This window comes from Salegentibacter mishustinae (genome assembly GCF_002900095.1).
Taxonomy (GTDB): Bacteria; Bacteroidota; Bacteroidia; order Flavobacteriales; family Flavobacteriaceae; genus Salegentibacter; species Salegentibacter mishustinae.
Map to the genome: position 1 here is coordinate 2,715,826 of NZ_LLKN01000002.1, position 26,528 is coordinate 2,742,353.

General features: G+C 38.4%; 32 protein-coding genes. 6 read left to right on the plus strand and 26 right to left on the minus strand.

The window, feature by feature from the left end; all coding sequences use genetic code 11:
- Positions 1-2: 2 nt before the first annotated feature.
- The 24 genes from rplO to rpsL all read right to left on the minus strand — a co-directional run bounded on the left by rplO (position 3) and on the right by rpsL (position 12,292).
- Positions 3-455: a 50S ribosomal protein L15 gene (rplO, locus tag APB85_RS15020; protein ID WP_057482222.1), complete on the minus strand. Its 453-nt coding sequence runs from the start codon at positions 453-455 to the stop codon at positions 3-5.
- Between the two features lie 9 nt (positions 456-464).
- Positions 465-647 (minus strand): 50S ribosomal protein L30, encoded by a 183-nt coding sequence (gene rpmD / locus APB85_RS15025; RefSeq protein ID WP_037319259.1) that lies wholly within the window; start codon positions 645-647, stop codon positions 465-467.
- Positions 648-660: 13 nt separating this feature from the next.
- Positions 661-1,185 carry a 30S ribosomal protein S5 gene (gene rpsE / locus APB85_RS15030; RefSeq protein ID WP_037319256.1) on the minus strand — a complete coding sequence of 175 codons (525 nt, stop codon included), beginning with the start codon at positions 1,183-1,185 and terminating at the stop codon, positions 661-663.
- 6 nt (positions 1,186-1,191) lie between these two features.
- A complete protein-coding gene (gene rplR, locus APB85_RS15035) occupies positions 1,192-1,545 on the minus strand; it encodes a 50S ribosomal protein L18 (protein ID WP_057482223.1) in 354 nt (117 codons plus the stop codon).
- 12 nt (positions 1,546-1,557) lie between these two features.
- Complete coding sequence (gene rplF, locus APB85_RS15040; RefSeq protein WP_057482224.1) at positions 1,558-2,100, minus strand: 50S ribosomal protein L6; 543 nt, start codon at positions 2,098-2,100, stop codon at positions 1,558-1,560.
- A 19-nt stretch (positions 2,101-2,119) separates the two neighbouring features.
- Positions 2,120-2,518 carry a 30S ribosomal protein S8 gene (gene rpsH, locus APB85_RS15045; RefSeq protein WP_057482225.1) on the minus strand — a complete coding sequence of 133 codons (399 nt, stop codon included), beginning with the start codon at positions 2,516-2,518 and terminating at the stop codon, positions 2,120-2,122.
- A gap of 66 nt (positions 2,519-2,584) precedes the next feature.
- Positions 2,585-2,854 carry a 30S ribosomal protein S14 gene (rpsN, locus tag APB85_RS15050; RefSeq protein WP_057482226.1) on the minus strand — a complete coding sequence of 90 codons (270 nt, stop codon included), beginning with the start codon at positions 2,852-2,854 and terminating at the stop codon, positions 2,585-2,587.
- A gap of 2 nt (positions 2,855-2,856) precedes the next feature.
- The gene (rplE, locus tag APB85_RS15055; RefSeq protein ID WP_057482227.1) at positions 2,857-3,408 is read right to left on the minus strand and encodes a 50S ribosomal protein L5; all 552 of its coding nucleotides are present in this window, start codon (positions 3,406-3,408) and stop codon (positions 2,857-2,859) included.
- A 2-nt stretch (positions 3,409-3,410) separates the two neighbouring features.
- On the minus strand, positions 3,411-3,722 hold the full coding sequence (gene rplX / locus APB85_RS15060) for a 50S ribosomal protein L24 (protein ID WP_037319242.1): 312 nt from the start codon (positions 3,720-3,722) through the stop codon (positions 3,411-3,413).
- Positions 3,723-3,734: 12 nt separating this feature from the next.
- Positions 3,735-4,103, minus strand: a complete 369-nt coding sequence (rplN, locus tag APB85_RS15065) for a 50S ribosomal protein L14 (RefSeq protein WP_037319239.1) — start codon at positions 4,101-4,103, stop codon at positions 3,735-3,737.
- Positions 4,103-4,360 carry a 30S ribosomal protein S17 gene (gene rpsQ / locus APB85_RS15070; RefSeq protein WP_037319236.1) on the minus strand — a complete coding sequence of 86 codons (258 nt, stop codon included), beginning with the start codon at positions 4,358-4,360 and terminating at the stop codon, positions 4,103-4,105. Before rpsQ ends, rplN begins: the two co-directional genes overlap by 1 nt.
- 18 nt (positions 4,361-4,378) lie before the next feature.
- Positions 4,379-4,570, minus strand: a complete 192-nt coding sequence (gene rpmC / locus APB85_RS15075; protein ID WP_057482228.1) for a 50S ribosomal protein L29 — start codon at positions 4,568-4,570, stop codon at positions 4,379-4,381.
- Between the two features lie 12 nt (positions 4,571-4,582).
- Positions 4,583-5,002, minus strand: a complete 420-nt coding sequence (gene rplP, locus APB85_RS15080) for a 50S ribosomal protein L16 (protein WP_057482229.1) — start codon at positions 5,000-5,002, stop codon at positions 4,583-4,585.
- Positions 5,003-5,021: 19 nt separating this feature from the next.
- Positions 5,022-5,741, minus strand: a complete 720-nt coding sequence (gene rpsC, locus APB85_RS15085) for a 30S ribosomal protein S3 (RefSeq protein WP_057482230.1) — start codon at positions 5,739-5,741, stop codon at positions 5,022-5,024.
- Positions 5,742-5,748: 7 nt separating this feature from the next.
- Positions 5,749-6,156, minus strand: a complete 408-nt coding sequence (gene rplV, locus APB85_RS15090) for a 50S ribosomal protein L22 (protein WP_057482231.1) — start codon at positions 6,154-6,156, stop codon at positions 5,749-5,751.
- An 8-nt stretch (positions 6,157-6,164) separates the two neighbouring features.
- Positions 6,165-6,443 (minus strand): 30S ribosomal protein S19, encoded by a 279-nt coding sequence (rpsS, locus tag APB85_RS15095; RefSeq protein ID WP_057482232.1) that lies wholly within the window; start codon positions 6,441-6,443, stop codon positions 6,165-6,167.
- A 6-nt stretch (positions 6,444-6,449) separates the two neighbouring features.
- Complete coding sequence (gene rplB / locus APB85_RS15100; RefSeq protein WP_057482233.1) at positions 6,450-7,277, minus strand: 50S ribosomal protein L2; 828 nt, start codon at positions 7,275-7,277, stop codon at positions 6,450-6,452.
- A 9-nt stretch (positions 7,278-7,286) separates the two neighbouring features.
- Positions 7,287-7,577: a 50S ribosomal protein L23 gene (gene rplW, locus APB85_RS15105; RefSeq protein WP_057482234.1), complete on the minus strand. Its 291-nt coding sequence runs from the start codon at positions 7,575-7,577 to the stop codon at positions 7,287-7,289.
- Positions 7,578-7,582: 5 nt separating this feature from the next.
- Complete coding sequence (gene rplD / locus APB85_RS15110) at positions 7,583-8,212, minus strand: 50S ribosomal protein L4 (protein ID WP_057482235.1); 630 nt, start codon at positions 8,210-8,212, stop codon at positions 7,583-7,585.
- The gene (rplC, locus tag APB85_RS15115; RefSeq protein WP_057482236.1) at positions 8,212-8,823 is read right to left on the minus strand and encodes a 50S ribosomal protein L3; all 612 of its coding nucleotides are present in this window, start codon (positions 8,821-8,823) and stop codon (positions 8,212-8,214) included. Before rplC ends, rplD begins: the two co-directional genes overlap by 1 nt.
- 164 nt (positions 8,824-8,987) lie before the next feature.
- The gene (rpsJ, locus tag APB85_RS15120; RefSeq protein ID WP_037319211.1) at positions 8,988-9,293 is read right to left on the minus strand and encodes a 30S ribosomal protein S10; all 306 of its coding nucleotides are present in this window, start codon (positions 9,291-9,293) and stop codon (positions 8,988-8,990) included.
- Between the two features lie 10 nt (positions 9,294-9,303).
- Positions 9,304-11,412 carry an elongation factor G gene (gene fusA, locus APB85_RS15125; RefSeq protein WP_057482237.1) on the minus strand — a complete coding sequence of 703 codons (2,109 nt, stop codon included), beginning with the start codon at positions 11,410-11,412 and terminating at the stop codon, positions 9,304-9,306.
- A 5-nt stretch (positions 11,413-11,417) separates the two neighbouring features.
- Positions 11,418-11,894: a 30S ribosomal protein S7 gene (gene rpsG, locus APB85_RS15130; RefSeq protein WP_057482238.1), complete on the minus strand. Its 477-nt coding sequence runs from the start codon at positions 11,892-11,894 to the stop codon at positions 11,418-11,420.
- A gap of 23 nt (positions 11,895-11,917) precedes the next feature.
- Positions 11,918-12,292, minus strand: a complete 375-nt coding sequence (gene rpsL, locus APB85_RS15135; RefSeq protein WP_057482239.1) for a 30S ribosomal protein S12 — start codon at positions 12,290-12,292, stop codon at positions 11,918-11,920.
- A gap of 410 nt (positions 12,293-12,702) precedes the next feature.
- On the opposite strand from rpsL, the gene APB85_RS15140 reads away from it, so the two are divergent.
- The 5 genes from APB85_RS15140 (at position 12,703) to rlmB (ending at position 23,526) form a co-directional block, all read left to right on the plus strand.
- On the plus strand, positions 12,703-15,825 hold the full coding sequence (locus APB85_RS15140; RefSeq protein WP_057482240.1) for a SusC/RagA family TonB-linked outer membrane protein: 3,123 nt from the start codon (positions 12,703-12,705) through the stop codon (positions 15,823-15,825).
- Between the two features lie 19 nt (positions 15,826-15,844).
- The gene (locus APB85_RS15145; protein ID WP_057482241.1) at positions 15,845-17,494 is read left to right on the plus strand and encodes a RagB/SusD family nutrient uptake outer membrane protein; all 1,650 of its coding nucleotides are present in this window, start codon (positions 15,845-15,847) and stop codon (positions 17,492-17,494) included.
- Between the two features lie 492 nt (positions 17,495-17,986).
- Entirely contained in the window at positions 17,987-21,253 is a 3,267-nt protein-coding gene (locus tag APB85_RS15150; RefSeq protein ID WP_057482242.1) for a SusC/RagA family TonB-linked outer membrane protein, read from the plus strand.
- An 11-nt stretch (positions 21,254-21,264) separates the two neighbouring features.
- On the plus strand, positions 21,265-22,686 hold the full coding sequence (locus APB85_RS15155; protein ID WP_057482243.1) for a SusD/RagB family nutrient-binding outer membrane lipoprotein: 1,422 nt from the start codon (positions 21,265-21,267) through the stop codon (positions 22,684-22,686).
- A gap of 99 nt (positions 22,687-22,785) precedes the next feature.
- Positions 22,786-23,526, plus strand: coding sequence for a 23S rRNA (guanosine(2251)-2'-O)-methyltransferase RlmB (rlmB, locus tag APB85_RS15160; protein WP_057482244.1), 741 nt, complete (start codon positions 22,786-22,788; stop codon positions 23,524-23,526).
- A 22-nt stretch (positions 23,527-23,548) separates the two neighbouring features.
- On the opposite strand, the gene APB85_RS15165 is transcribed toward rlmB, so the two are convergent.
- On the minus strand, positions 23,549-24,301 hold the full coding sequence (locus APB85_RS15165) for a rhomboid family intramembrane serine protease (protein ID WP_057482245.1): 753 nt from the start codon (positions 24,299-24,301) through the stop codon (positions 23,549-23,551).
- Positions 24,302-24,386: 85 nt separating this feature from the next.
- Here APB85_RS15165 and APB85_RS15170 point away from each other — a divergent pair, with 85 nt between their 5' ends.
- The gene (locus tag APB85_RS15170; protein WP_057482246.1) at positions 24,387-25,661 is read left to right on the plus strand and encodes a replication-associated recombination protein A; all 1,275 of its coding nucleotides are present in this window, start codon (positions 24,387-24,389) and stop codon (positions 25,659-25,661) included.
- On the opposite strand, the gene APB85_RS15175 is transcribed toward APB85_RS15170, so the two are convergent.
- Positions 25,655-26,524, minus strand: a complete 870-nt coding sequence (locus APB85_RS15175; RefSeq protein ID WP_057482247.1) for a hypothetical protein — start codon at positions 26,522-26,524, stop codon at positions 25,655-25,657. The two genes, APB85_RS15170 and APB85_RS15175, sit on opposite strands and share 7 nt — an antisense overlap.
- Positions 26,525-26,528 lie beyond the last annotated feature (4 nt).

Genomic DNA, 26,528 nt, shown 5'->3' on the forward strand with positions numbered 1-26,528 from the left:
TATTATAAAGTAACAACTTCACCTCCAGCAGCTTCTATAGCTTCTTTTGCTGAGGCAGTAAATTTATGAACAGATATTTTCAACTTTGCCTTTAATTCACCTCTACCTAATATCTTAACTGGTTCGTTTTTACTTACAAGACCATTAGCGATCAAAGCATCAACATCTACAGTATCTTTAATTTTACCTTCATCAACCAAACGTTGCAAAGTATCAAGATTTACACCTTGATAAGCTACACGATTTCTGTTAGTGAAACCAAATTTTGGAACACGGCGTTGAAGTGGCATCTGCCCACCTTCAAAACCTATCTTCTTGGAGTAACCAGAACGAGACTTAGCCCCTTTGTGACCACGAGTGGCAGTACCACCTTTTCCTGATCCTTCTCCACGGCCAACACGCTTGTTGTTACTCTTAACTGAACCTTTTGCAGGTTTTAAGTTATTTAATTCCATGTGAATTTATTATTTTGTTTCTTCTACAGAAACTAAATGTTTAACTTTATTTACCATACCAAGGATGTTTGGCGTATCGTTATGCTCTACCGTCTGGCCAATTTTCTTAAGACCAAGAGACTCTAAAACCAATTTCTGGTTTTTAGATCGGTTAATAGCACTTTTTACTTTTGTAACTTTTATCTTTCCCATCGTTCTCCTTGATTTATCCTTTAAAAACCTTTTCTAATGAAATACCACGTTGTTTAGCAACAGTATCAGCACTTCTTAATTGAAGTAGCGCATCAAAAGTAGCTTTTACTACGTTGTGTGGGTTTGAAGACCCCTGGTTTTTAGAAAGTACGTCGTGTACACCAACAGATTCCAGTACGGCACGAATTGCACCACCGGCTATAATCCCGGTACCAGTTGCAGCAGGTAGCAAAAGAACTCTTGCACCACCATACTTACCTTTCTGTTCGTGAGGAAGGCTTCCTTTATGCAAAGGAATACGCACTAAATTCTTTTTTGCATCTTCCACAGCTTTAGAGATAGCGTCAGCAACTTCTTTAGATTTCCCTAAACCTTGCCCTACAACACCATTCTCATCTCCTACTACTACGATAGCAGAAAACCCAAAAGCTCTACCACCTTTGGTTACTTTGGTCACACGCTGTACTCCTACCAAACGGTCTTTTAATTCAAGTCCGCCCGGTTTTACATGTTCTACGTTTTTATAATCTTGATACATAATTTTCTAGAATTTTAGTCCTCCTTCTCGAGCACCTTCTGCTAATGATTTAACTCTTCCGTGATACAGGTAACCACTTCTATCAAAAGAAATAGTTTCTACACCGGCCTTTAAAGCTTTTTCAGCAAGGGCTTTACCAACCAATTCTGCTTGCTTGGATTTATTTCCTTCTGCTGTTACACCTTTATCTCTCGAAGAGGCTGCAGCCAGGGTTTTTCCTTCTACATCATCTATAATTTGAGCATAAATTTCTTTATTACTTCTAAATACAGATAATCTTGGACGGCTAGCGGTACCCGTAATTGACTTACGAACACGCTTTCTTATCTTATTTCGTCTATCTTGTTTTGAAACTGCCATATCTAAACTTTATTAAGCTGATTTACCTGCTTTTCTACGTAATTGCTCTCCAACATACTTAATACCTTTTCCTTTGTAAGGCTCTGGAGCTCTGAAGGAACGTATTTTAGCAGCTATTTGGCCCACAAGTTGCTTGTCATAAGAAGTCAATTTCACAACAGGATTCTTACCTTTTTCTGAAATTGTTTCCACCTGAACTTCCGGTGCCAAATCTATTACAATATTATGGGAAAACCCAACGGCCAAATCTAATTTTTGTCCCTGGTTAGTTGCTCTATATCCAACTCCTACCAGTTCCAATGATTTAGTGTATCCGTTAGAAACTCCTTCAATCATATTGTTTATCAAAGCACGGTATAAGCCGTGTTTTGCTTTTTGATCACTTTTCTCTGAAGAACGTTCAAAAGTAATTACGCCATCTTCAATTTTCACATCAATGTCGCTAACTTCCTGCTTAAGTTCTCCTAATTTTCCTTTTACCGTTACAATATTACCTTTAAGGTCTACAGTTACACCTTCAGGAATTGTAATTGGGCTTTTACCTATTCTTGACATTTCTTTAGTCTTTTAAGTATTAGTAAACGTAACACAATACTTCACCACCAACTTTCTCGGCTTTAGCTTGCTTCCCGGTCATTACACCGTGAGAAGTAGAAACTATAGCGATACCAAGACCATTAAGGATACGTGGCAATTCATTAGCGCCGGCATACTTACGTAAACCAGGTTTACTTATTCTTTGAATATCTTTAATTACAGGTTCTTTAGTGACTTTATCATACTTAAGGGCAATTTTAATTGTCCCCTGAGCAGTAGCATCATCAAACTTGTAACTAAGAATATATCCCTGATCGAATAATATTTTTGTTATCTCCCTTTTAAGGTTAGAAGCTGGTATCTCTACCACCCTGTGGTTTGCGGCCACAGCGTTCCTAACTCTTGTCAAATAATCTGCAATAGGATCTGTATTCATCTATAATAATTTGCGGATGTGGTTTTCTAACCGACTATCGGTAGAACCTGCAACCAATTTATAATTTTACCAACTAGCTTTTCTAACTCCAGGAATTAATCCTTTGTTAGCCATTTCTCTAAACATTACACGAGAAAGACCAAACTGTCTCATATATCCTTTTGGCCTACCAGTTAGTTTACAACGGTTATGCAAACGTACAGGAGAAGAATTTTTTGGTAATTTTTGTAGTGCTTCCCAATCGCCAGCTTCTTTCAAAGCTTCACGTTTTTCAGCATACTTCTTTACCATTTTTTGTCTCTTCACCTCACGGGCTTTCATTGATTCTTTAGCCATAATTAATTCTTTTTAAAAGGTAATCCTAGTTCGGTTAACAATGATTTAGCTTCCTTATCGGTCTTGGCAGTGGTTACAAAGGTAATATCCATACCATTAATACGGTTTACTTTATCAATATCGATCTCTGGAAAGATGATTTGCTCAGTAACACCTAAATTGTAATTTCCTCTACCATCAAAACCATTAGCTTTAATCCCGTTAAAATCACGAACACGTGGAAGTGCTGATGTGATTAAACGATCTAGAAATTCGTACATTCTATATCCTCGCAAAGTAACTTTTGCCCCAATTGGCATTCCTTTACGAAGCTTGAATGAAGCAACATCCTTTTTAGAAATGGTTTGCACCGCTTTTTGACCTGTAATTGTTGTAAGTTCATCTACAGCATGGTCAATTAGCTTTTTATCTGCTACAGCTGCACCAACGCCACGGCTCAAAACTATTTTTTCAAGTTTTGGGATCTCCATTACGTTAGCATAGCTAAATTCTTCTTTTAATGCAGGCTTAATTCGCTCTGCATATTCTGCTCTAAGTCTTGGTACGTATGCCATAACTAAATTACTTCATTAGATTTTTTGGAAAATCTTACTTTCTTTCCATCCTCTTCTTTATATCCAACTCTGGTAGTATTACCATCTTTGTCTAACAAAGAAAGGTTAGAAATATGAATAGGAGCTTCTTTCTTTACAATACCACCTTGTGGGTTAGATGCACTTGGCTTCTCATGTTTTGAGATAGTGTTCACACCTTCCACGATGGCTTTATTCTTTTCTATGAGTACTTTTTGAACTTTGCCTTCCTGACCTTTGTGGTCTCCAGCAATAACTCTAACAGTATCTCCAGATTTTATCTTAAGCTTTCTCATCTTTTTAATGTATTAAAGCACTTCTGGTGCCAATGATACAATTTTCATGAATTGCTTATCACGAAGTTCTCTCGCAACCGGTCCAAATACACGAGTTCCGCGCATTTCTCCGGTAGGGTTTAGCAATACACAAGCATTATCATCAAAACGGATATAAGATCCATCCTGCCTGCGTACTTCTTTCTTGGTACGAACAACAACTGCTGTTGAAACTGCACCTTTTTTGATATTTCCGTTAGGTGTAGCTTCTTTTACGCTGACAACGATCTTGTCCCCAACAGAAGCGTATCTTTTCTTTGTACCGCCCAATACACGAATGGTCAAAACTTCTTTTGCCCCGGTATTGTCTGCTACTCTTAGTCTAGACTCTTGTTGTACCATTACTTCGCTCTTTCAATTATTTCTACTAATCTCCAACATTTAGATTTACTTAAAGGTCGTGTTTCCATGATCCTTACAGTATCTCCTTCGTTGCAGTCGTTTGTTTCGTCGTGCGCTACGTATTTTTTCGTTTTTAAAACGAACTTTCCATACATAGGGTGTTTTACTTTCTTAACTTCAGAAACCACGATTGATTTCTGCATTTTATTACTGGTAACAACACCTATACGCTCTTTTCTTAAATTTCTTTTTTCCATCTTTCAGCAGAATAACACTTATTGTTGTTCTCTTTTAGTTAACTCTGTAGCAAGTCTCGCTATAGTTCTTCGTTCAGCTCTAAGCTGTATCGGGTTCTCTAATGGCGAAACTGCGTGAGCCATTTTCAAATCTGAATATGCTTTTCTAGATTTACCAAGCTCTTCTTGTAATTCTGCCACAGACAGTTCTTTTACTTCTGATTGTTTCATAACTTTATAATATTAAGCTTGATAGTCTCTAGCTACAATAAATTTGGTTCTTACAGGAAGTTTCTGTGCTGCAAGCCTTAAAGCTTCTTTAGCAACATCCATTGGCACTCCACCAATTTCAAACATAATTCTTCCTGGTTTTACAACAGCAGCCCAATATTCAACAGCACCTTTACCTTTACCCATACGAACCTCTAGAGGCTTCTTAGTGATAGGCTTGTCTGGAAATATTTTAATCCAGATAGAACCTTCCCTTTTCATATAACGGGTAGCAGCAATACGTGCAGCTTCTATTTGACGGGCAGTAATGAAACTAGAATCCATAGATTTAATTCCAAAGGTTCCATTAGAGAGTCTATGCCCTCTTCCGGCATTACCTTTCATACGGCCCTTCTGCTGTTTACGGTATTTTGTTCTTTTAGGTTGTAACATTTTTCTTTACTTTAAAAAATTACTTTCTACGACGTGATTTGTTACCACCTCGCCCGGCTCCAGCTTTTCCTCCTTGCTTCTTAGACATGCCAACAAGCGGAGAAAGATCTCTTTTACCGTACACTTCACCTTTCATGATCCATACTTTAACACCCAATCTACCATAAGTAGTGTGAGCTTCAATTAAAGCGTAATCAATATCGGCCCTAAAAGTAGACAGAGGTATTCTACCATCTTTGTATGCTTCTGAACGTGCCATTTCAGCACCATTTAAACGTCCGGAAATCTGTATTTTGATTCCTTCAGCATTCATTCTCATAGCAGCCGCGATAGCCATTTTTATTGCACGACGGTAAGAGATACGATTCTCAATTTGTCTTGCAACACTAGATGCTACTAAATGCGCATCAAGTTCTGGCCTCTTAATCTCAAAGATGTTAATTTGAACCTCCTTGTCGGTAATCTTCTTAAGCTCTTCTTTAAGCTTGTCTACCTCCTGGCCGCCTTTACCAATAATTATACCTGGTCTGGCAGTGGTGATAGTAACGGTTACAAGCTTAAGCGTACGCTCAATAATTACCCTAGATACACTCGCTTTTGAAAGACGAGCATGGATGTACTTTCTAATCTTATCGTCTTCGGCTAATTTATCGCCGTAGTCATTTCCTCCGTACCAGTTGGATTCCCATCCTCTTACGATACCAAGGCGATTCCCGATTGGATTTGTTTTCTGTCCCATACTCTACTTAGCTTTGTGTATTATTGTTTTCTCCAAGCACCAAAGTAACGTGGTTGGATCTCTTTCTAATTCTATGTGCGCGACCCTGTGGTGCAGGACGTAGCCTCTTAAGCATCGCTCCTCCATCTACACGGATTTCTTTTACAAACAATTCAGCTTCTTCAATATTCGCCTCTTCGTTTTTAGACTGCCAGTTGGCTATTGCAGAAAGCAATAATTTCTCTAAACGTCCAGAAGCTTCTTTTGAACTGAATTTCAATATTTGAAGCGCCTTCTCTACTTTCTCACCTCTTACTAGATCCGCAACAAGGCGCATTTTTCTAGGTGAAGTAGGGCAGTTATTTAACTTTGCAAAAGCTACCTGTTTTTTGGCCTCTTTTATTTGCTCTGCTCTTTCTCTTTTACGAACTCCCATAGCTTCAATTATCTTTTACCTTTATTTTTTGCACCTGAATGCCCTCTAAAAGAACGCGTTGGTGAAAATTCTCCTAACTTATGACCTACCATGTTCTCTGTTACATATACAGGTACAAATTGTTTCCCGTTGTGAACAGCGATAGTTTGCCCAACGAAATCTGGAGTAATCATTGAAGCTCTAGACCAGGTTTTGATCACGGCTTTTTTACCAGACTCAACATTTTGAGCTACCTTCTTATCTAACTTATAGTGAACGTAAGGTCCTTTTTTTAATGAACGTGCCATATCTTATTATTTCTTTCTACGTTCTACAATATACTTATTACTCGCTTTTGTTCTTGAACGGGTTTTAAATCCTTTAGCAGGTAAACCTTTTCTAGAACGTGGGTGACCTCCGGAAGCTCTTCCTTCACCACCACCCATTGGGTGATCCACAGGGTTCATCACAACCGGTCTTGTTCTCGGTCTAATACCCAACCAACGTTTTCTACCAGCTTTACCAGAAACCTGAAGTTGATGATCACTATTAGATACAGCCCCAATTGTTGCCATACAAGTAGCTAACACTCTTCTAATTTCTCCTGAAGGCAGCTTAACAGTTGCGTATTTTCCTTCTCTTGCTAATAATTGAGCAAAAGCTCCGGCACTTCTTGCCATTACAGCACCTTGCCCAGCTCTTAACTCTATACAAGAAACAACAGTACCAAGCGGTATACTAGACAACGGCATCGCATTTCCAATTTCGGGAGCAGCCGAATCTGTACTTGATACAATATTTTGACCTACCTGCAACCCATTTTGAGCAATAACATATCGTTTCTCACCATCCTGGTAATTCAACAATGCGATAAAAGCAGTTCGGTTTGGATCATATTCTATACTCGCAACAGTAGCCGGAACTCCGTGCTTGTCGCGTTTAAAGTCTACAATTCTGTAACGTCTCTTATGACCTCCACCTTTGTAGCGCATGGTCATTTTTCCCTGACTGTTTCTCCCACCTGACTTTTTTATCGGAGCCAAAAGGCTTTTTTCCGGCTTATCAGTAGTTACGGCGTCATACCCGTTTACTACTCTAAAACGCTGGCCAGGGGTGATTGGTTTTAATTTTCTAACTGACATTTTTTAATCTTAAAGATTACTGTACAAATCAATAGTTTCACCTTCCGTCACCTGTACCAATGCTTTTTTGAAAGCTTTGGTTTTACCAGTGATCATACCAGACTTTGTATATCTGGTTTTGCGATCTGGACGGACATTTATAGTACGAACTTTTTCAACTGAAACTCCATATGCAGCTTCTACTGCATTCTTAATTTCAATCTTATTCGCCTTACTGTCTACCACAAAAGAAAAACGGTTATTCAACTCGCTATCTCCAGTGGCTTTTTCTGTAATAATTGGTTTTATCAAGATACTCATAAGGCTTATTTACTTAAATTCGACTCAATTCCTTCTAAAGAACCTTCAAGCAATACAATATTCTTAGCATTAAGAATTCCGTAAGTACTTAATTCTGAGGAGTTTACAACCTCAAGTCCTTTTAAATTACGTGACGACAAATATACGTTTTTATTTGAGTCACCCAACACTATAAGCGATTTTTTGTCCTGAATACCAAGGGCTTTCAAAACATCAATCATACTTTTTGTCTTTGGCGCATCAAAAGAAAAGTCTTCAATTACATAAATTGATTCTCCTTTTGCTTTAATTGATAAAGCCGATTTTCTAGCCAAACGTTTTAAATTTTTATTCAATTTAAAACCGTAATTTCTTGGTCTTGGTCCAAAAACACGTCCACCACCTTTAAAAATTGGCGACTTAATGCTACCTGCACGCGCAGTACCGGTACCTTTTTGCTTTTTAATCTTACGAGTACTACCCGCGATTTCAGCACGTTCTTTGGCTTTATGAGTTCCCTGACGCTGATTAGCTAAATATTGCTTAACATCAAGATACACAGCGTGATCATTCGGCTCTATAGCGAAAACAGAATCAGAAAGCTTTGCTTTTCTGCCTGTTTCTTTTCCTTTTATATCTAAAACTGCTACTTCCATTACTTACTAATGATTACGTATGAGTTTTTGTGACCTGGCACACATCCTTTTACTACTAAAAGGTTTTTATCTGCCACCACTTTTAAAACTCTCAGGTTTTCTACTTTAACTCTTTCTCCACCCATTCTACCGGCCATTTTCATTCCTTTGAAAACCCGTGCAGGGTAAGACGCTGCACCAATAGAACCCGGAGCTCTTAATCGGTTATGCTGACCGTGAGTCGCCTGACCCACACCACCAAAGTTGTGTCTTTTCACAACTCCCTGAAAGCCTTTACCTTTAGAAGTACCTGCAATATCTACAAATTCTCCTTCGTTAAAGTGCTCTACCGTGATAGCATCACCTAATTTATAATCTGCTTCAAATCCTTTGAATTCAACGACTTTACGTTTTGCAACGCTTCCTGCTTTTTTAGCGTGCCCTTCGGCAGCCTTATTTACAGTCTTTTTGTCATCGAAACCAACTTGAAGTGCCTCATACCCGTCAACCTCTTTGGTTCTGACTTGGGTAACTACGCATGGACCTGCTTCTATAACGGTACAAGGAATGTTTTTCCCATTCTCGTCAAAAATACTGGTCATGCCTATTTTTTTTCCTATTAACCCAGACATAATTAATTATTGATTATTACTTATTTATTTAAAAAAATTCAGGGCAGAAAAACACTTTCGCCCTGAATGTATCTTTCTTCCGTTTTTCCCTCGCCAACTGCTCAGGACATGTTTATTCTCAAGTTATTGAGAATTTTGTTATCCCCGCCCAGGCGGGGACAAACTTATACTTTGATCTCTACTTCAACTCCACTTGGTAGCTCTAACTTCATCAACGCATCAATTGTTTTTGAAGAAGAACTGTAGATATCTAAAAGCCTTTTGTAAGAGCTTAATTGAAATTGCTCTCTAGCTTTCTTATTTACGTGAGGAGAACGCAAAACAGTAAAAAGTTTTTTGTGTGTAGGCAAAGGAATTGGTCCTGTTACCACCGCACCTGTAGTTTTTACAGTCTTCACGATCTTCTCAGCAGATTTATCTACCAGGTTATGATCGTAGGATTTTAGTTTTATTCTGATTTTCTGACTCATTTTCCTAATATTATTCGTTTGTACCCTTTGCCGCTTTAATCACTTCTTCTGAAATATTAGAAGGAGTTTCAGCATAGTGAGAAAATTCCATAGTTGAAGTTGCTCTACCAGAAGATAATGTTCTCAATGTAGTCACATATCCAAACATTTCAGCCAAAGGCACTTCCGCTTTAATAATTTTCGCTCCAGATCTATCTGACATACTGTTCACCTGACCTCTTCTTCTGTTAAGGTCACCTACAATATCTCCCATATTTTCTTCTGGAGTAACCACTTCGTTCTTCATAATTGGCTCAAGAATCACAGCACCAGCTTTCTTAGCAGCAGCTTTGTAACCCAATTTAGCAGCCAATTCGAATGAAAGTTGATCCGAATCCACAGGGTGGAAAGATCCATCTTTCAATACAACTTTTAGGGTATCCATTTGGAATCCAGCTAAAGGTCCATTCTTCATCGCTTCCTTAAAGCCTTTTTCTACAGAAGGAATAAATTCCTTAGGAATACGTCCACCTTTAATTTCATCGACAAACTGAAGTCCTTTTCCTTCGAAATCTTCATCTACAGGTCCCATTTCAAATACAATATCAGCAAATTTACCACGACCACCAGATTGCTTTTTATAAACCTCTCTGTGCTCAGCGTGTTTAGTTACTGTTTCTTTATATTCTACCTGAGGTTGACCTTCGTTAACTTCAACTTTAAATTCTCTTTTTAAACGATCTACAAGAATTTCAATATGAAGTTCTCCCATACCAGAGATAATGGTTTGACCTGAAATTTCATCAGTTTTAACCTGGAAAGTTGGATCTTCTTCAGCAAGTTTAGCCAAAGCCATACCCATTTTATCAACATCAGCTTTAGTCTTAGGCTCTACCGCGATACCAATTACAGGCTCAGGGAAAGTCATCGATTCTAAAACGATTGGGTGCTTCTCGTCTGTAAGCGTATCACCAGTTTTAATATCTTTAAAACCAACAGCAGCTCCAATATCACCTGCCTCAATTCTATTAATAGGCTCCTGCTTGTTCGAGTGCATTTGGTAGATACGAGAGATACGTTCTTTTTTACCAGAACGGTTATTCAATACGTATGAACCAGCATCTAATCCACCTGAGTAAGCACGGAAGAACGCTAACCTACCCACAAAAGGATCGGTTGCGATCTTAAACGCAAGCGCAGAAAAAGGAGAGTCTACGTGTGGTTTACGAGATTCCTCTTCACCCGTTTCAGGGTTAGTACCCACAATAGCTTCAACATCTACTGGAGAAGGCATATATCTCATTACAGCGTCAAGCATTGCCTGAACACCTTTATTTTTAAAGGCAGAACCACACATCATAGGTATGATAGACATATCTATAGTTGCAGCTCTTAGCGCAGCGATAATCTCATCTTCAGTAATAGAATCCTCATCCTCAAAAAACTTTTCCATCAATGCTTCATCATACTCGGCCACAGCTTCAACAAGCTCTGCCCTGTATTTATTCACATCATCGATCAACTCTTCAGGAATATCAATAGTTTCATAGGTCATCCCATGATCTTCCTCATTCCAAATAATAGCTTTTTTGGAAATAAGATCAACAACACCTTTAAAGTCTATTTCATCACCGATTGGAACTTGCAATGGCACTGGGTTTCCACCTAACATCTCTCTAACCTGCTTACACACATTAAAGAAGTCAGCTCCCTGACGGTCCATTTTATTTACAAATCCTAAACGCGGTACTTTATATTTATCTGCCTGTCTCCATACAGTTTCAGATTGAGGCTCCACCCCATCTACTGCACTAAACAAAGCAACAACACCATCAAGAACACGTAAAGAACGCTCTACCTCTACGGTAAAGTCAACGTGACCAGGGGTGTCAATAATATTCACAATATACTCATGATCTCTATAAGGCCAGGTACAGTGCGTCGCAGCAGAAGTAATAGTAATACCTCTTTCCTGCTCTTGCTCCATCCAGTCCATAGTAGCCGCACCATCGTGCACCTCTCCTATTTTGTGGCTTATTCCTGTATAATAAAGAATACGCTCTGTTGTTGTGGTTTTACCCGCATCAATATGAGCAGCAATTCCTATATTTCTCGTAAATTTTAAATCTCTTTGTGCCATTATTTTTAGAATCTAAAGTGAGAGAATGCTTTATTCGCTTCAGCCATTTTATGAGTATCAACTCTTTTCTTAACTGCAGCTCCTTCTTCTTTGGCAGCAGCAAGAACTTCAGAAGCTAATTTCTGCGCCATAGTTTTTTCATTTCTCTTTCTTGCAAAAGAAATCAACCATTTCATAGCAGTTGCTACTTTCCTATCTGGTCTTATTTGCATCGGGATTTGAAAGGTCGCACCTCCAACTCGTCTACTTCTAACTTCAACGTGAGGCATCACATTAGAAAGAGCATCTTTCCAAATTTCCAAACCGGTTTTTTCTTCGTCTTGTTTTTTCTCCTCTATAATTGCAATAGCATCATAGAAAATTTTAAAGGCTACCGATTTCTTACCATCCCACATCATCATGTTTACAAAACGTGTAACAAGTTGATCGTTAAATTTTGGATCTGGTAAAAGCGGTCTTTTTTTGGCCTGTCTTCTTCTCATTTCTTTACATTAAAAGTTTTTAATTACTTTTTAGGGCGTTTGGCTCCGTATTTAGACCTACGCTGGCTTCTACCTTCAACACCCGCTGTATCTAATGCACCGCGAACAATGTGGTATCTCACACCTGGTAAATCTTTTACCCTTCCACCTCTAACCAATACTATCGAGTGCTCTTGTAGATTGTGACCCTCACCTGGAATATAAGCATTAACTTCTTTTCCATTAGTCAACCTTACCCTAGCTACTTTACGCATAGCCGAGTTTGGTTTCTTAGGTGTAGTAGTATACACACGTGTGCACACTCCTCTTCTTTGAGGGCACGAATCTAAAGCAGCCGATTTGCTCTTCTTGGTCATCTGGGCTCTTCCTTTTCGTACTAATTGTGAAATTGTTGGCATAATTTCTTTTACCTAATTATTGTTTAAAATTAATCCCCTGTTTTTTAGGGTTTGCAAATGTAGAAATAAAAACATATTTATCAAACTATAATGAATTAATTTTCAGCAGTATGATACCTTGAGCTAAAAATACACGTAATCAAAATAAAAAATACTTTTTTATAACGCTCCAAAATCTAACATAACAACATAACCCCTCCATTAATTATCCAAATCAATCACCATATCTTTTTTTAATACCAATTAAAACGATCTTTTTAACATATTAGATAAAATAAACACCCTTTAAACCCAAAAATGGGTGAATAAATATTGATTTATGGTGTTTTATGTTAAATTTTTTATTCAAAAAATAGTTCCATTAACTATTTTTTAGCATATTTGATAAGCTAATTCCAAAAAATAAAAAGATGAACAGAAAATTACGCAGTACCCTTACGCTATTGCTGGTGCTTATTGCGCATATTTCCTTTGCGCAACAAAAAACCATTAGCGGTAATGTCTCAGATCAGGATGGTTTACCCCTCCCTGGAGTAAACGTCCTATTAAAAGGCACATCAACCGGAACTCAAACTGACTTTGATGGAAATTATTCCATACAAGCTGCACAGGGAGATGTTCTAGTTTTCTCATTCATAGGACTGGAAACGAAAGAATACACAGTTGGCGCTGTTAATACAATAAACGTAACTTTAGGCGATGATTCTGCATCACTAGATGAAGTTGTAGTTGTTGCTTACGGTACTACCAGTCAGGAAGCTTTTACTGGATCGGCGAGTGTGATAGGCGCTGCAGATCTTGAAAACAGAAACGTAACCTCACCAATTGCAGCGATAGAAGGTAAGGCAACCGGAGTACAATTTACTTCTCCTTCGGGACCAGGAGAATCTCCTGGAATTGTAATTCGCGGAGTAGGAACTCTTAACGGAGACACAGATCCGCTATTTGTAGTAGACGGAGTACCGTTTGAAGGAAGTTTAAGTGCGATCAACCAGGAGGATATCGAATCTTTTACGGTTTTAAAGGATGCGGCCTCTACTTCGCTTTACGGTTCCCGTGCGGCCAATGGGGTTGTGATGATTACCACAAAGAGTGGTACGCCTGGAGAAACCAAAATTACTTTATCTGCCCAAACCGGAATTGTGAACAATGGTGTTTCTTTCTACGATCAGGTATCTCCTGGTCAGTATTACGAAATTATGTGGGAAGCTCTTAAAAACTCCAGTGCAGGAGGAGGAGATCCACAATTTGCCAGCGACAACATTTATAATCAGTTAGCATATAATCCATTTAACGTCCCCAATGAAGAGATCGTTGGTGTTGATGGACAGTTGAATCCTGATGCTCAGGTAATATATGAAAGTCTGGACTGGTTCGATGAACTTACGCAAACAGGGATTAGAACAAATTATAACATGAATGTCTCAGCTGGAGGAGAAGATCATTCCGTATATTTCTCAACTTCCTTTTTGGATGAAGAGAGCTATGTAATCACATCTGGTTTCGAACGATTTACCGGAAGGTTAAATGGTGAATTTGATGTAAGCGATAAAATTAAAGTAGGAGGAAATGCCTATCTTACTATTTCTGAAGCCAGAGGACCTAGTTCGGCAGGTACAGGAAGTATTGTAAACCCATTCGGTTTTGCTCTTAACGTAGGTTCAGTCTACCCGGTATACGTAAATGATCTAAATGGAAACATCGTTTTGGATGATTTCGGAAATCCTGTTTTCGATAACGGTGAAGGTTATCCCGATTTCAATATCGGTTCCAGACCTATTTCTCAAGGACGTCATGCCATCCAGGAATTAATTCTTAATAATGAAAGCGATAAAGACAATTATTACGGTATTAGGCTTTTTGGAGAATATGAGATACTTGATGGTTTAAAAGTTAGGTTAAACTATGGTCGTGACATTAGCGACCTTTGGGAAAAAGAATATGAGAACGCCGTGATCGGTGATGCTCAGCCCGATGGACGATTGAGCGAAACACGAGCTAGAAGGGATGTTGAAAACTTCAACCAATTGCTTACTTATAACCAAAGTTTTGGTGATCACAACCTTGATATTACAGCAGGTCATGAAAGTTTCGACAGAAGCATTTCTGATATGGATGGTTTGAAAACGATCCAGGCTGCGAATGGGATTTACGAATTCGCAAACTTTTCAAATATCGTAGACCTTGATGGTGCAACCTTTGACAAGGGAATTGAAGGATACTTCCTTAGAACCAATTACAATTTCAAAGATAAATATTATATAAGCGGCTCTGTAAGACGCGATGGTTCTTCTGTATTCCAGGAAGGTAGTAGATGGGGTACATTTTATTCAGTAGGTGCTTCCTGGAGAATAGACCAGGAGAGTTTTATGGACAATGTATCCTTTATAGATAAGTTAAAAGTAAGAGCATCTTATGGTGAGGTTGGTAATGACGACCTTGGAGATTCCTATCTTGCACAACCCCGATTCACCATAACCTCTAATGCAGCTAATCCAGCTATTCTATTTACAGATATTGGTAATAGAGATTTAGTATGGGAAACCATTGAGAGTTTTGATGTAGCCCTTGAATTTGGTCTTTTCAATAACTTCCTGGAAGGATCTGTTGAATATTACAGAAGAAATTCCAGTGATCTGTTGTATAATTTACCAATTGCTCTTAGTAATGGCTTGAACCAGGTTCCTGTAAACCTTGGCGATATGTACAACTCTGGTTTAGAAATGGCACTTACTGCTAACCTTATTAATACTGCCGAGTTCGACTGGAACCTAACTTTACAGGCTTCCACCTTTAAAAATGAGATCACTTTCTTACCAGACCCATTTATTAACGGCAGCAAAAGATGGGCTGAAGGTCGTTCCAGATTTGATTTCTTCCTTTTAAGAACAGCTGGTGTAGATCCTGAAACGGGAGACCAGTTATTCTATGTATATGAAGATGATGATAATGGCGAGAGCGTTCCAGTACTTGACGAGAATGGAAATATCGAAACCACTAACGACTGGCAGGAAACTCAGCAAGCCTACACCGGAGATTCATCGATTCCCGACCTTTTAGGTTCTGTTGCTAACAGTTTTAGCTATAAAGGTTTTAACCTGGACTTCTTGATTACTTATGGTATAGGCGGATCCGTACTTGACAACGCATATGCAGGTATGATGCACAGCGGAAGCTATGGTAACTCTTTACACCCAGATATCATGAACGCCTGGAGAGAGCCTGGAGACATCACCGATGTCCCAAGAATGGAAAATGGTAACGTAAACCTGGTTCGCACCCAGTCTGACAGATTCCTAACCGATGCTTCGTTCTGGGCACTTAAAAACGTAAATATTGGTTATAGCTTTGGAAATGAAACTACTAATGCTCTTGGTCTTGATAATTTGAGAATATCGGTAACTGGAGAAAATTTATATTTGAAAAGCGAAAGAGACGGCCTGGATCCACAATATAATCTTGCCGGAACACCTCCTGGAGATGACTTTTCACCACCGAGAATCATTTCACTTGGCTTGAACCTATCCTTTTAACAAATAAAAAAATACAACTATGATAAATAAATTTAAATATTGTGTTCTGATATTATTTGCAATATCGATCACTTCCTGTAGCGAGGAATTCCTAGATAGAACGCCTACAGATGCAATCTCTGCAGCAGATGCACTGTCAAGTCAGGAAAATATGCAATTAGTACTTAATGGAATTCACCGTGGATTGTATTCCCAATCTCAAACGGTTTTTCCTGGAGGTAATTCTGCCAGAGCGAACAATCATTATTGGGTTCCTATGGGCGACAACCTAACTGGAGATCTAATCCATTCAGCGAACGCCAATAACCTTTCCTGGCGTTCTGTGATGCAGTGGAACGAACATACAGATCAGACTTCTTTAACCACAGAATTATTGTGGTATCACCGCTACAATATCATTCTTCACGCGAATCTATTGATCAATGGTATTACTGAGGGTGATTTTGCTGAAACTGAACAATTGAATTCGATCCTGGGCCAGGCTTACACTTATCGTGCATATGCCTACCTTTCTTTAGTTCAGCATTATGCCAAAGGATACTTAATTGGAGATCCTACTTCAGATCCTGGAGTTCCATTATTGTTTTCTTCAGATTCACCTTTTACAAGTGAGCCAAGGTCTACAGTTCAGGAAATTTATGACCAGATTGGCTCAGACCTTGAATCGGCTATTTCAGCTTTTGAAAATGGAGCCGAGAGAACTGGAGGTGGGGCCGAAGCTAAATCTCAATTAAACATAGACGTGGCTTATGGATTAAAAGCCAGATGGGCACTTTCTAAAGGAGACTGGGCAACAGCGGCCGAAGCTGCTCAAATAGCAAGAGAAGGTTACGCTCTACTAGGCGAAGACGACTGGAAATCTGGTTTCAATACAAACAACCTATCGGAAGTTATCTGGGGAAGTCACGTAATTCAAGCTGAAACCACGTTCTTTAGATCTTATTTTTACCTTGCCAGTAACACCTTCAACGGTAGTCAGATTAGAAACAACCCAAAAATCGCCGACCGTAGAATGGTAGATGCCATTCCGGAGACCGATTACAGGAAAAATGTTTTTCTTCCAGACGCACCAAATTCAAATACATCTGCAGCCAATGGCAATGGCGGTTGGGAAAATAACACAAATCCTCTTTATCAAACAGAGGAAGAATTTGATGCTGCCATAGCCGAAATTAAGAGTACGTACGGATTGGTTTCCGGTCACAACACACATCCGTATATGCATTTTAAATTAAAGAATGCTAATCCAGGTAGTATCGATCCAGATGATGTGATATATATGCGTGCTTCTGAAATGTACCTTATTGAGGCAGAAGCAAAGTTAATGATGGATGATCTTGAAGGAGCCAAAGAAGCATTACGCCCCCTGGCTGAGGCGAGGGATAGCGCTTGGGATGCAGACGAGTTTAACACCGAAGAAGAATTCTTTGAACACATCAAGTTTCAATGGAGATTAGAAATGTGGGGAGAAGGATTTGGATATACCAATCATATTAGATGGGATGAAGGTATAGACCACGCTGCCAATGGAGGTTCTGGAGCTTCTGAAGTTCTTTATCAAGAAGCATTTCAAATTGACAAACCCTCCATGAATGATGATTGGATATTTCAAATTCCTCTTGCAGAAATAAATGCCAATCCAAACTTAAGCTCTTCAGATCAGAATTAGCCACCAGTAATACATTTTATGATCTAAAAGTCTCCAACGATTTGAAGTTGGAGACTTTTTTATTTCAAGTAGACCCCAGCGTTAATTAATACAAAAACTCTCTTTATTCTAAGAATAGATTTTAGAAACAACTTGGGAAGTTCAAATAACATTTTATAAATCAATTTATATTAAACATATGCCTGATCATAATTCAATTTAATCGAAAATTAAAACTAAATTTAAATTAATCACCCGAAGATGACATTACACGTATAGCTAAATCCCAAAACAAAATTCAGCTTCAAAAATTAACAGCCGTTAAAACAAAAAAGTTACAATTCTACAATATTTTAACATTTTAAACTAACCTCATGATGCCCTGACTCTAACGGTTCTATACACAATTATTAACAATTCCTTAAAATAGATATCGATTTTTAAAAACAAAAGTTTGTTTTATTAACCATTTATTAGCACTTTTGGCGTTGGCTAATTCAAACAAATTTTAAAATGAGAACAAAGTTTAGTAGTATTCTAACACTTTTACTAGTGTTAGTTGTGCAAATTACTTTTGCACAAGAACGAACGATTACCGGTACGGTAGTCGATGATGACGGGCTACCCCTTCCGGGTGTAACCGTTTTGGTTAAGGGAACCAATCAAGGTACCCAAACAGATTTTGACGGAAATTATTCCATTCCAGCCAATCAGGGTGATGTATTGGTTTATTCTTTCGTTGGAATGAAAACTTCAGAGTACACAGTAGCAAACAATGACACAATAGACGTGACATTAACTACAGATTCAGCTCAGTTAGATGCAGTAGTGGTAACTGCTCTGGGTATTGAACGAGAGAAAAAATCTCTTGGGTACGCCACTCAGGAAGTAGATGGTAGTGAGGTTTCTGATGTACCTACACAGAACTTCGTAAACTCTCTTTCTGGTAAAGTTGCAGGGCTTAAGGTATCATCTACTGGTACTATGGGAGGTTCGTCTAACGTAGTAATTCGTGGTAATTCTTCGTTAACAGGAAACAACCAGGCATTATTTGTTATTGATGGTACTCCGGTAAGTAACGCGAACAATAACAGAGATGGTCAGGATGAAGGTAGAGGTGGTTATGACTACGGTAACGCTGCTTCAGACATCAACCCTAATGACATTGCTTCCATTAACGTACTTAAAGGTGCGGCGGCAACTGCCTTATACGGTGCAAGAGCAGCTAACGGAGCGGTAATCATTGAAACTAAGAAAGGTAGAAAAGGAAAAGGAATTGGAGTTTCTGTAAACTCAACTCTTATGACTACCCATGTAAACAACAACACGCTTCCAGAGTACCAGGACCAATATGGTGCTGGATACGGGCCTTACTACCAGTCTGAAGATGGGTACTTTAACCTTTCTGATATTGATGGTGATGGTAACCTCGATCGCACAACTCCCTTTACAGAGGATGCATCTTTTGGTGGCAGATTTGACGGAAGTCCGGTTTACCAATGGAATTCTATCTATCCTCAACTAGAAGGAACAGACTATGATTTCTATCAACAAGCTACTCCTTGGGAAGCCGCAGAACATACTCCAAATGATATCTGGGAAACTGGTTATACAGCAATAAACTCTGTTGCATTAGATGGTGGTACAGAAAAAAGTTCTTTTAGGCTTAGTGCTACCAACTTTAATCAGCAAGGTAACTTACCCAACAGTAAGATAAAAAGAAACACTTTAAAGTTTAGCGGTGAACATGAATTCACTGATAAATTTTCTGCTCAGGCTAATATTACTTACACAAAAACAGACGGTAAAGGTAGATATGGTACTGGTTACAGTTCATTGAACATTATGCAGCAATTTAGGCAATGGTGGCAAACAAACGTAGATCTTTATGATCAAAGAGATGCTTATTTTGCTACCGGAGAGAACATTACCTGGAACCCTAATGGTCCCGATAATCTTTCTCCTATTTATTCAGATAATCCATACTGGACACTTTACGAAAACTACCAAACAGATACTCGTAACAGATATTTTGGTAACATTAACCTAAATTACGAGATCAGTGATGTATTTAGTGTGCTAGGTAGATTCTCTTTTGATACTTTTGATGAGTTACAGGAAGAAAGAATAAACGTAGGTAGTGCTGATATCCCAGCTTACTCTAGATTCAACAACAGAGCTGCGGAGTACAACTATGATCTAATCCTTAACTTTAATAAGGATGTTACAGAAGATCTTAACCTGGATGGTAACTTAGGGGTTAACTTACGTAGAAACGAAAGAAGTTATATTTTAGCAGAAACTAATGGAGGTCTTAATGCACCAGGATTTTACGCTTTAAGCAATTCTGCATCTCCAATAAACCCACCTGATGAATACGAAAGTGACAGAATGTTAGATGGTATCTACGCCAGAGCAGGTTTAGGTTATTTAGATACATATTTCTTAGAAGGTACCATTAGAAGAGACCGTTCTTCTACCCTTCCAAAAGAAAACAATACTTTTTACTATCCATCAGTTTCTACCAGTGTAATTCTTTCTAATGTGATAGAGGCTAACTGGTTAAGCTTCGCGAAGTTAAGAGCTAACTACGCAGAGGTAGGTAACGATACAGATCCTTATAGAGTTTTCAATACTTATCAAATCTCAGCTCCTTTTGGATCTGCAGGATGGGCAAGTAACAACTCTCAACTGGCTAACCCGGTTCTTGATCCGGAACGTATGAAGTCCTACGAAGTAGGTCTTGAAGCGAACTTCTTTGACAGAAGAGTAGGTTTTGATGTATCTTACTACAACTCTCAAACTGAGAACCAAATTACACCGGTACCGGTATCTACCGCAACTGGTTTCGCAACTAAGCTTTTAAATGCTGGTACTATCGAAAATAAAGGTATTGAAGCTTCTGTAACCCTTAATCCAGTTAGAACCGAAGACTGGAATTGGACTATGAACATTAACTGGGCTAAAAACGAAAGTGAAGTTCTTGAACTTGAAGACGGTATAGACAACCTACAGTTGGCTAGCTATCAGGGTGGGGTTTCAATAAACGCTGCTCCTGGACAACCTTATGGTGCTATTAGAGGTAGTGCTTATGTATACGATGATAATGGTAACAAAGTTATAACTAGCGGAGGTTATTATGCTAGAACACCAAATGCCAACTATATTATTGGTAATATCCAACCAGATTGGACAGGTGGTGTATCAAACTCTATCTCATACAAAAACCTTACTTTGAACTTCCTTGTAGATGTTCAACAAGGTGGAGATGTTTTCTCACTAGACACCTGGTATGGTCGTGCAACAGGATTGTATGAAAGTAGTGTTGGAACCAACGAACTTGGGAACCCAATAAGAAACACTATCGAAAATGGTGGTGGTGTAATTCTTGACGGTGTTCAGGGAGATATCTCTTATAATGCAGATGGTACTTATGAAGTAACTAACACATCTGAAAACTCTACAAGAGCAAGAACAGATTACTATGGTAACCCATTTGGATACGGTAGAGATGCTAACGAAGGTCACGTTTATGACGCTTCTTTCGTAAAACTAAGAGAAGCTAGTTTAACTTATAACTTTGGATCTCAAATTATAGATGCTACGCCGTTTACCAATGCGTCTCTATCTTTAATAGGTAGAAACCTTTGGATAATTCACAAGAATATTCCATATTCTGATCCAGAAGCTGGACTTAGTTCTGGAAATGCACAAGGTTACCAATCTGGTGCTTACCCAGCGGTAAGAGAAATTGGTGCTAGCCTTAAATTTAACTTTTAATAAAAATAATTATGAAGAAATATATTGTAGCTCTAACGGCTCTCGTAACACTGTGGTCTTGCCAGAGTGACGAACAATATGAGGATCTTAACAGAGATCCTAAAAATCCTACACAGGTTGCTTCTGATTTCTTATTTACCGCAGCAACGGTAAGTTTATCAGATAATATGGCAACGCCGAATGTAAATCAGGGAATTTATAGGTTCCTTGCTCAATACTTTACTACAACTACTTATGTAGATGAACCAAACTATATCTTTACTTCAAGACAAAACCCTGACAATGTTTGGTCTGAGATCTATAGGGATGTAATTCTTGATCTTCAGGATGCAAAAAGTATTGTAGCAGAAAATGCTGAACTTGAGCAAGCTGAAAAAGATGCTCGTATGGGGCAATTAGAAGTAATTGAAGTTTATGCGTGGCACGTACTTGTAGATAGTTTTGGAGATATTCCTTACACTCAAGCAGGACAGGCTGACGAATTTCCTTTACCAGCTTACGATGACGATATGATGATCTATGAAGATTTAATCTCCAGGCTAGACAACGTAGGAACTATGTTATCTGCAGGACAGGGTTATTCTTCTGCGGATGTAGTTTACGGTGGAGATATGAACAAATGGATGATGTTTGCTAACTCTCTGAAGTTAAGATTAGGAATGAGAATTTCTGATGCTAATCCAGGTCTTTCTCAATCAACTGTAGAATCTGCTGTAGCAGATGGAGTATTTGCAGCTAATGCCGATAATGCTACTGTTGAATACCAGGGTAACGATCCTTATGGTAACCCATTATGGGAAGATCTTGTACTTAGTGGACGTTCTGACTTCCTGGCTTCTAACACAATCGTTGATTATATGAACGATCTTGATGATCCAAGAAGAATGGTTTATTTTGATGAAAATGTAGAAGGTTATGTTGGTGGTATCTACGGAGCCAGCAACAACTACGGTGATTATACTCACATTGGTGATCCTTTCTTACAACCAACTCGTGAGGGTATCTTATTAGACTATGCTGAAGTTCGCTTCAACCAGTCTAGAGCTGCAGAACTTGGTTACAATGTACCAGGTGATGCTGAAACTCACTATAACGCTGCGATCACTGCTTCTATGAACTACTGGGGAATAACTGATGAAGCTGCAATTTCATCTTACCTTTCTCAGGGAGATGTAGCCTATGATGGTTCTGATGAGCAATTTGCTACTCAGTATTGGATCGCTATGTTTGACAATCCTTTCCAGGGATGGTCAGTATGGAGAAAATATGATGCTCCAGAATTAAATATTCCAGTAGAATTTGAAACTGAAGTACCATTAAGATATACTTATCCAGTAGATGAGACCAACCTTAATGAAACCAATTACGAGGCAGCTGCCGAAGCAATTGGAGGTGACTCTGCTCAAACTCCTGTTTTCTGGGATGTTCAGTAATTAAGAGTTCAATTAATACTTATAAAACCACCCCTAACCGGGTGGTTTTTTTATTTCCAGTAATTCCATAATTTTAAAAACAAAACCTACCTTTGCGCTATGGAAGAAACTACACGTATTTTTGGAATTAGAGCTGTTATAGAAGCTATTCAGGGAGGAAAAAGCATTGATAAGGTTTATATTCAAAAGGGTCTCTCAGGACCTTTATTTCAGGAATTGAATCATCTTATCCAAAAAGGCAGCTATAATATTTCGTTTGTTCCAGAAGAAAAACTTTATAAGCTTTCCAAAGGAAATCATCAGGGTGTGGTAGCGACTATCTCTCCAATTAAATTTGGAAATCTTGAAGAAACCATTGAAAAAATTCTTGAAGAAAAAACCTCTCCCCTTTTTCTATTGCTAGACCAAATTAACGATGTTCGTAATTTTGGAGCAATTATTAGAACCGCAGAATGTACTGGAGTTGATGCCATAATTATTCCTGAAAAAGGAGGCGCGCCTTTAAATGCTGATACTGTTAAAACTTCGGCTGGTGGAGTATTCAACCTTCCTATTGTAAAAGTGAATCATATAAAAGATGCTGTTTTTTATTTGCAATCTTCAGGCGTACAACTCGTAGCTGCTACCGAAAAAACAGAAGACACAATTTACGATGTAGACTTTAAGCAAGCCTCAGGAATTATTATGGGGAATGAAGCTAAAGGAGTTTCAAATTCAATTTTAAAAAGTGTAGATAAAAAGGCAAAACTGCCTATGTTCGGTAAAATTGAATCATTAAATGTTTCTGTTGCCTGTGGTGTATTTTTATATGAAGCGATTCGACAAAGAGAACTTTCTTAGGATTTAAAAAAGATTTTCATCCTTACTCTTTTTTGGATTCTGATTTCTTATAAAAATAACGATAGGTTATTCCTGAATCATCTTCAGGATCTTCCTCTTCCTTGGTTTCAAAGCGCCGTTCAATGAAATTCCCATTTTCATCAAAATGCTGCATAAATAGATCTTCCTTCTCGCTATACTCAGGTTTCTCCCATTCGTATTTAGGACTTTTAATAGTATTTTTCCGATAAAATACCGCTAACGCAAAACCCGAAATTAATCCTGAAAGATGCCCTTCCCAGGAAATTTCTGGATCTATAGGAGTTACATACCATAACATTCCACCGTAAAGGAAAACCACGATTAAAGAAAGCGCTACCAATCTATAATATTTCGAAAATATCCCTTTAAAAAATAAAAAAGCAGCAAGCATATATATTATTCCACTCGCCCCAATATGGTTCGCAGGTCGTCCAATGCTCCAGGTTAAAATTCCGGTAAGCAGCAAACCAATAATTAGCACCGGCCAGCTTATTTTCCTATAGAAATAGAATAGCGACATGGAAAGTACAAAAAGCGGGATGGTATTATTGAAAAGGTGCTTTATATCTCCATGAATAAATGGTGAAAATAAAATTCCACGTAAGCCTTTAATTTCTCCCGGACGAACCCCAAAATTATTAAAACTAATACCGAAGCGAATCTCAAACCAGAAAACTATCCAGATTAGCAGCACGAAAAGGATAGGGTATCCCAAAACGCCGGTAGTAAAAACAAATGGACTGGACTGTTTCAAAAGAATTAGTTTCTTTTAATATTACAAAAAAGAATCCATTTGTTAATAGATGACAAAGTGTTATTCAAATTACTAATTTTGTCAGATGAGTAAACCATTAGCAGAAAGATTACGCCCACAAACTTTAGACGACTATTTAAGTCAGCAGCATCTAATTGGGCCAAAAGGAGCATTGAGGCAACAAATTCAACAAGGTATAATTCCTTCTATGATCTTTTGGGGACCGCCGGGTGTTGGCAAAACCACCTTAGCCAATATTATCGCCACCACTTCAGATAGGCCTTTCTTTACATTGAGCGCAATTAGTAGTGGCGTAAAAGATGTTCGTGAAGTGATAGAAAAGGCCAAGAAAAGCGATGGTTTATTTACTACAAAAAACCCTATTCTATTTATAGATGAAATCCACCGTTTTAGCAAATCTCAACAGGATTCTCTTTTAGGCGCGGTAGAAAAAGGATGGGTTACTTTAATTGGTGCCACTACAGAAAATCCGAGTTTTGAAGTGATCTCTGCCCTACTTTCCCGTTGCCAGGTTTACATTTTAAAACCATTTAGCAAAGAAGATCTGGTAGCGCTTTTAGAAAGGGCGATGAGGGAAGATAAAATTATTGCGGCCAAAAATATCAAATTAAAGGAAACCGAAGCTTTACTTAGATTAAGTGGCGGTGATGCCCGAAAGCTTCTCAATATTTTTGAACTCCTGGTAACTTCATCTGAAGGAAACCTTGAAATTACTAACGACCTTGTTTTTAATAGCGTTCAGCAAAATACGGTACTTTACGATAAAACCGGTGAGCAACATTACGATATTATTTCGGCATTTATTAAATCTATTCGCGGGAGCGATCCCAACGCGGCTGTTTATTGGCTCGCCCGGATGATTGAAGGTGGCGAAGATGTAAAATTTATTGCCAGAAGGTTATTAATTTTGGCCAGTGAAGATATAGGAAATGCAAATCCAACAGCGCTGGTAATCGCAAATAACACGTTTCAGGCAGTAACTACCATTGGTTTTCCCGAAGCCCGAATTATATTGAGCCAATGCGTTACCTACCTGGCAACTTCCCCCAAAAGTAACGCGGCCTATATGGCGATTAACCAGGCACAAAGCGCAGTTAAAAAGACAGGAAATTTATCGGTTCCGCTATCTATTAGGAATGCTCCAACCAAACTCATGAAAGATATTGGCTATGGAAAAGATTATAAATATGCTCACAACCACGAGAATAATTTTGTAGAAGTAGAGTTTTTGCCAGATCAAATAAAAAACACAAAGTTTTATGATCCCGGGAACAATCCGCGGGAAAATGCACAAAGAGAATTTCTTAAGCAACGCTGGAAAACCAAGTATAATTATTGATTGGCTGAAGCTTTATAAACAAGCTTAACCGATTTATTTTCGGCGTTCAAATATTCTACTATCAAATTACCTCCCTCGTCAAAATAGGCTACGCCCTGCCGGGTGAGCGATTTATAGATAAAGCTATTTTGACCGCCAGATTTAGCCAAAACTGCAAAGGGTTCTTCTGAATTTTCCTGGTAAAAGGAATAACCGGAATCAGATTTTTCGAGAGAATAATTGATGCCGTCTTTTTCGAAATTTAATTCTTTAGCCGAAGCGTTTTTGACCATAGGATTTTCAACCACTACCTCGGCAGGAGCAGTTGTTGAAGTTTCAATTTCTTCAGAAGTCTTAACGGGTTCGGTTTCTGGTTCGGTTTGTGCAACCTCGGCTTTTTCAACTGCCTGTTGTGCCTCTTTAGTTTCGGAAGCCGTAGGAGCCGAAACTTCAGAAGGATCATATTCATAATTTAATTCTTCAATAGTACTAAAAGCATCACGCAATGCTTCGTGGTGCGCATCTTTAAATTCCTTTATCCTGCTTCTGCCCTCTTTAGATTCAAAAACAATATTTCCCCGACAATCCTCTAATTGAACGACTAACTTGGTTACAAATAGCCCGGAATTGTCTTTTACAGAAGCCGTAAGCCCTAAACAGTAGTTCTCCTGAAGGTCAAGAGGCTTTTGTTCACTTTTCATTAAGGTCTCAAAACCATACTTCTCAAATAAAAATTTGGTAAGCGCATTTAACTGATATTGATTTTCTTCTTTCGAGAATTCAAACTTTTCAGGTATGATAATGTATTTATATTGATCCAGGTCCTGCGCAAAGGTGGATATCGTTCCGATAAAAAAAGCGAGTATAAATAGTATTTTCTTCATTTTA

Excerpts from the sequence above, each read along its gene's own strand:
- APB85_RS15145 (WP_057482241.1), top strand. The coding sequence starts at position 15,845 with ATGATAAATAAATTTAAATATTGTGTTCTGATATTATTTGCAATATCG.
- rplN (WP_037319239.1), bottom strand. The coding sequence starts at position 4,103 with ATGGTACAACAAGAGTCTAGACTAAGAGTAGCAGACAATACCGGGGCA.
- rplB (WP_057482233.1), bottom strand. The coding sequence starts at position 7,277 with ATGTCAGTTAGAAAATTAAAACCAATCACCCCTGGCCAGCGTTTTAGA.
- rpsN (WP_057482226.1), bottom strand. The coding sequence starts at position 2,854 with ATGGCTAAAGAATCAATGAAAGCCCGTGAGGTGAAGAGACAAAAAATG.
- rplD (WP_057482235.1), bottom strand. The coding sequence starts at position 8,212 with ATGGAAGTAGCAGTTTTAGATATAAAAGGAAAAGAAACAGGCAGAAAA.
- APB85_RS15155 (WP_057482243.1), top strand. The coding sequence starts at position 21,265 with ATGAAGAAATATATTGTAGCTCTAACGGCTCTCGTAACACTGTGGTCT.
- rpsL (WP_057482239.1), bottom strand. The coding sequence starts at position 12,292 with ATGCCAACAATTTCACAATTAGTACGAAAAGGAAGAGCCCAGATGACC.
- rpsE (WP_037319256.1), bottom strand. The coding sequence starts at position 1,185 with ATGTATCAAGATTATAAAAACGTAGAACATGTAAAACCGGGCGGACTT.
- fusA (WP_057482237.1), bottom strand. The coding sequence starts at position 11,412 with ATGGCACAAAGAGATTTAAAATTTACGAGAAATATAGGAATTGCTGCT.
- rplV (WP_057482231.1), bottom strand. The coding sequence starts at position 6,156 with ATGGGAGTTCGTAAAAGAGAAAGAGCAGAGCAAATAAAAGAGGCCAAA.
- rplE (WP_057482227.1), bottom strand. The coding sequence starts at position 3,408 with ATGGCATACGTACCAAGACTTAGAGCAGAATATGCAGAGCGAATTAAG.
- rpmC (WP_057482228.1), bottom strand. The coding sequence starts at position 4,570 with ATGAAACAATCAGAAGTAAAAGAACTGTCTGTGGCAGAATTACAAGAA.
- rpsC (WP_057482230.1), bottom strand. The coding sequence starts at position 5,741 with ATGGGACAGAAAACAAATCCAATCGGGAATCGCCTTGGTATCGTAAGA.
- APB85_RS15175 (WP_057482247.1), bottom strand. The coding sequence starts at position 26,524 with ATGAAGAAAATACTATTTATACTCGCTTTTTTTATCGGAACGATATCC.
- rplF (WP_057482224.1), bottom strand. The coding sequence starts at position 2,100 with ATGTCAAGAATAGGTAAAAGCCCAATTACAATTCCTGAAGGTGTAACT.
- rlmB (WP_057482244.1), top strand. The coding sequence starts at position 22,786 with ATGGAAGAAACTACACGTATTTTTGGAATTAGAGCTGTTATAGAAGCT.
- rplP (WP_057482229.1), bottom strand. The coding sequence starts at position 5,002 with ATGTTACAACCTAAAAGAACAAAATACCGTAAACAGCAGAAGGGCCGT.
- APB85_RS15150 (WP_057482242.1), top strand. The coding sequence starts at position 17,987 with ATGAGAACAAAGTTTAGTAGTATTCTAACACTTTTACTAGTGTTAGTT.
- rplR (WP_057482223.1), bottom strand. The coding sequence starts at position 1,545 with ATGGCAGTTTCAAAACAAGATAGACGAAATAAGATAAGAAAGCGTGTT.
- rpsH (WP_057482225.1), bottom strand. The coding sequence starts at position 2,518 with ATGAATACAGATCCTATTGCAGATTATTTGACAAGAGTTAGGAACGCT.
- rpsQ (WP_037319236.1), bottom strand. The coding sequence starts at position 4,360 with ATGGAAAAAAGAAATTTAAGAAAAGAGCGTATAGGTGTTGTTACCAGT.
- rpsJ (WP_037319211.1), bottom strand. The coding sequence starts at position 9,293 with ATGAGTCAGAAAATCAGAATAAAACTAAAATCCTACGATCATAACCTG.
- rpmD (WP_037319259.1), bottom strand. The coding sequence starts at position 647 with ATGGGAAAGATAAAAGTTACAAAAGTAAAAAGTGCTATTAACCGATCT.
- APB85_RS15140 (WP_057482240.1), top strand. The coding sequence starts at position 12,703 with ATGAACAGAAAATTACGCAGTACCCTTACGCTATTGCTGGTGCTTATT.
- rplX (WP_037319242.1), bottom strand. The coding sequence starts at position 3,722 with ATGAGAAAGCTTAAGATAAAATCTGGAGATACTGTTAGAGTTATTGCT.
- rpsS (WP_057482232.1), bottom strand. The coding sequence starts at position 6,443 with ATGGCACGTTCATTAAAAAAAGGACCTTACGTTCACTATAAGTTAGAT.
- rplC (WP_057482236.1), bottom strand. The coding sequence starts at position 8,823 with ATGTCTGGGTTAATAGGAAAAAAAATAGGCATGACCAGTATTTTTGAC.
- rplW (WP_057482234.1), bottom strand. The coding sequence starts at position 7,577 with ATGAGTATCTTGATAAAACCAATTATTACAGAAAAAGCCACTGGAGAT.
- APB85_RS15170 (WP_057482246.1), top strand. The coding sequence starts at position 24,387 with ATGAGTAAACCATTAGCAGAAAGATTACGCCCACAAACTTTAGACGAC.
- rplO (WP_057482222.1), bottom strand. The coding sequence starts at position 455 with ATGGAATTAAATAACTTAAAACCTGCAAAAGGTTCAGTTAAGAGTAAC.
- rpsG (WP_057482238.1), bottom strand. The coding sequence starts at position 11,894 with ATGAGAAGAAGACAGGCCAAAAAAAGACCGCTTTTACCAGATCCAAAA.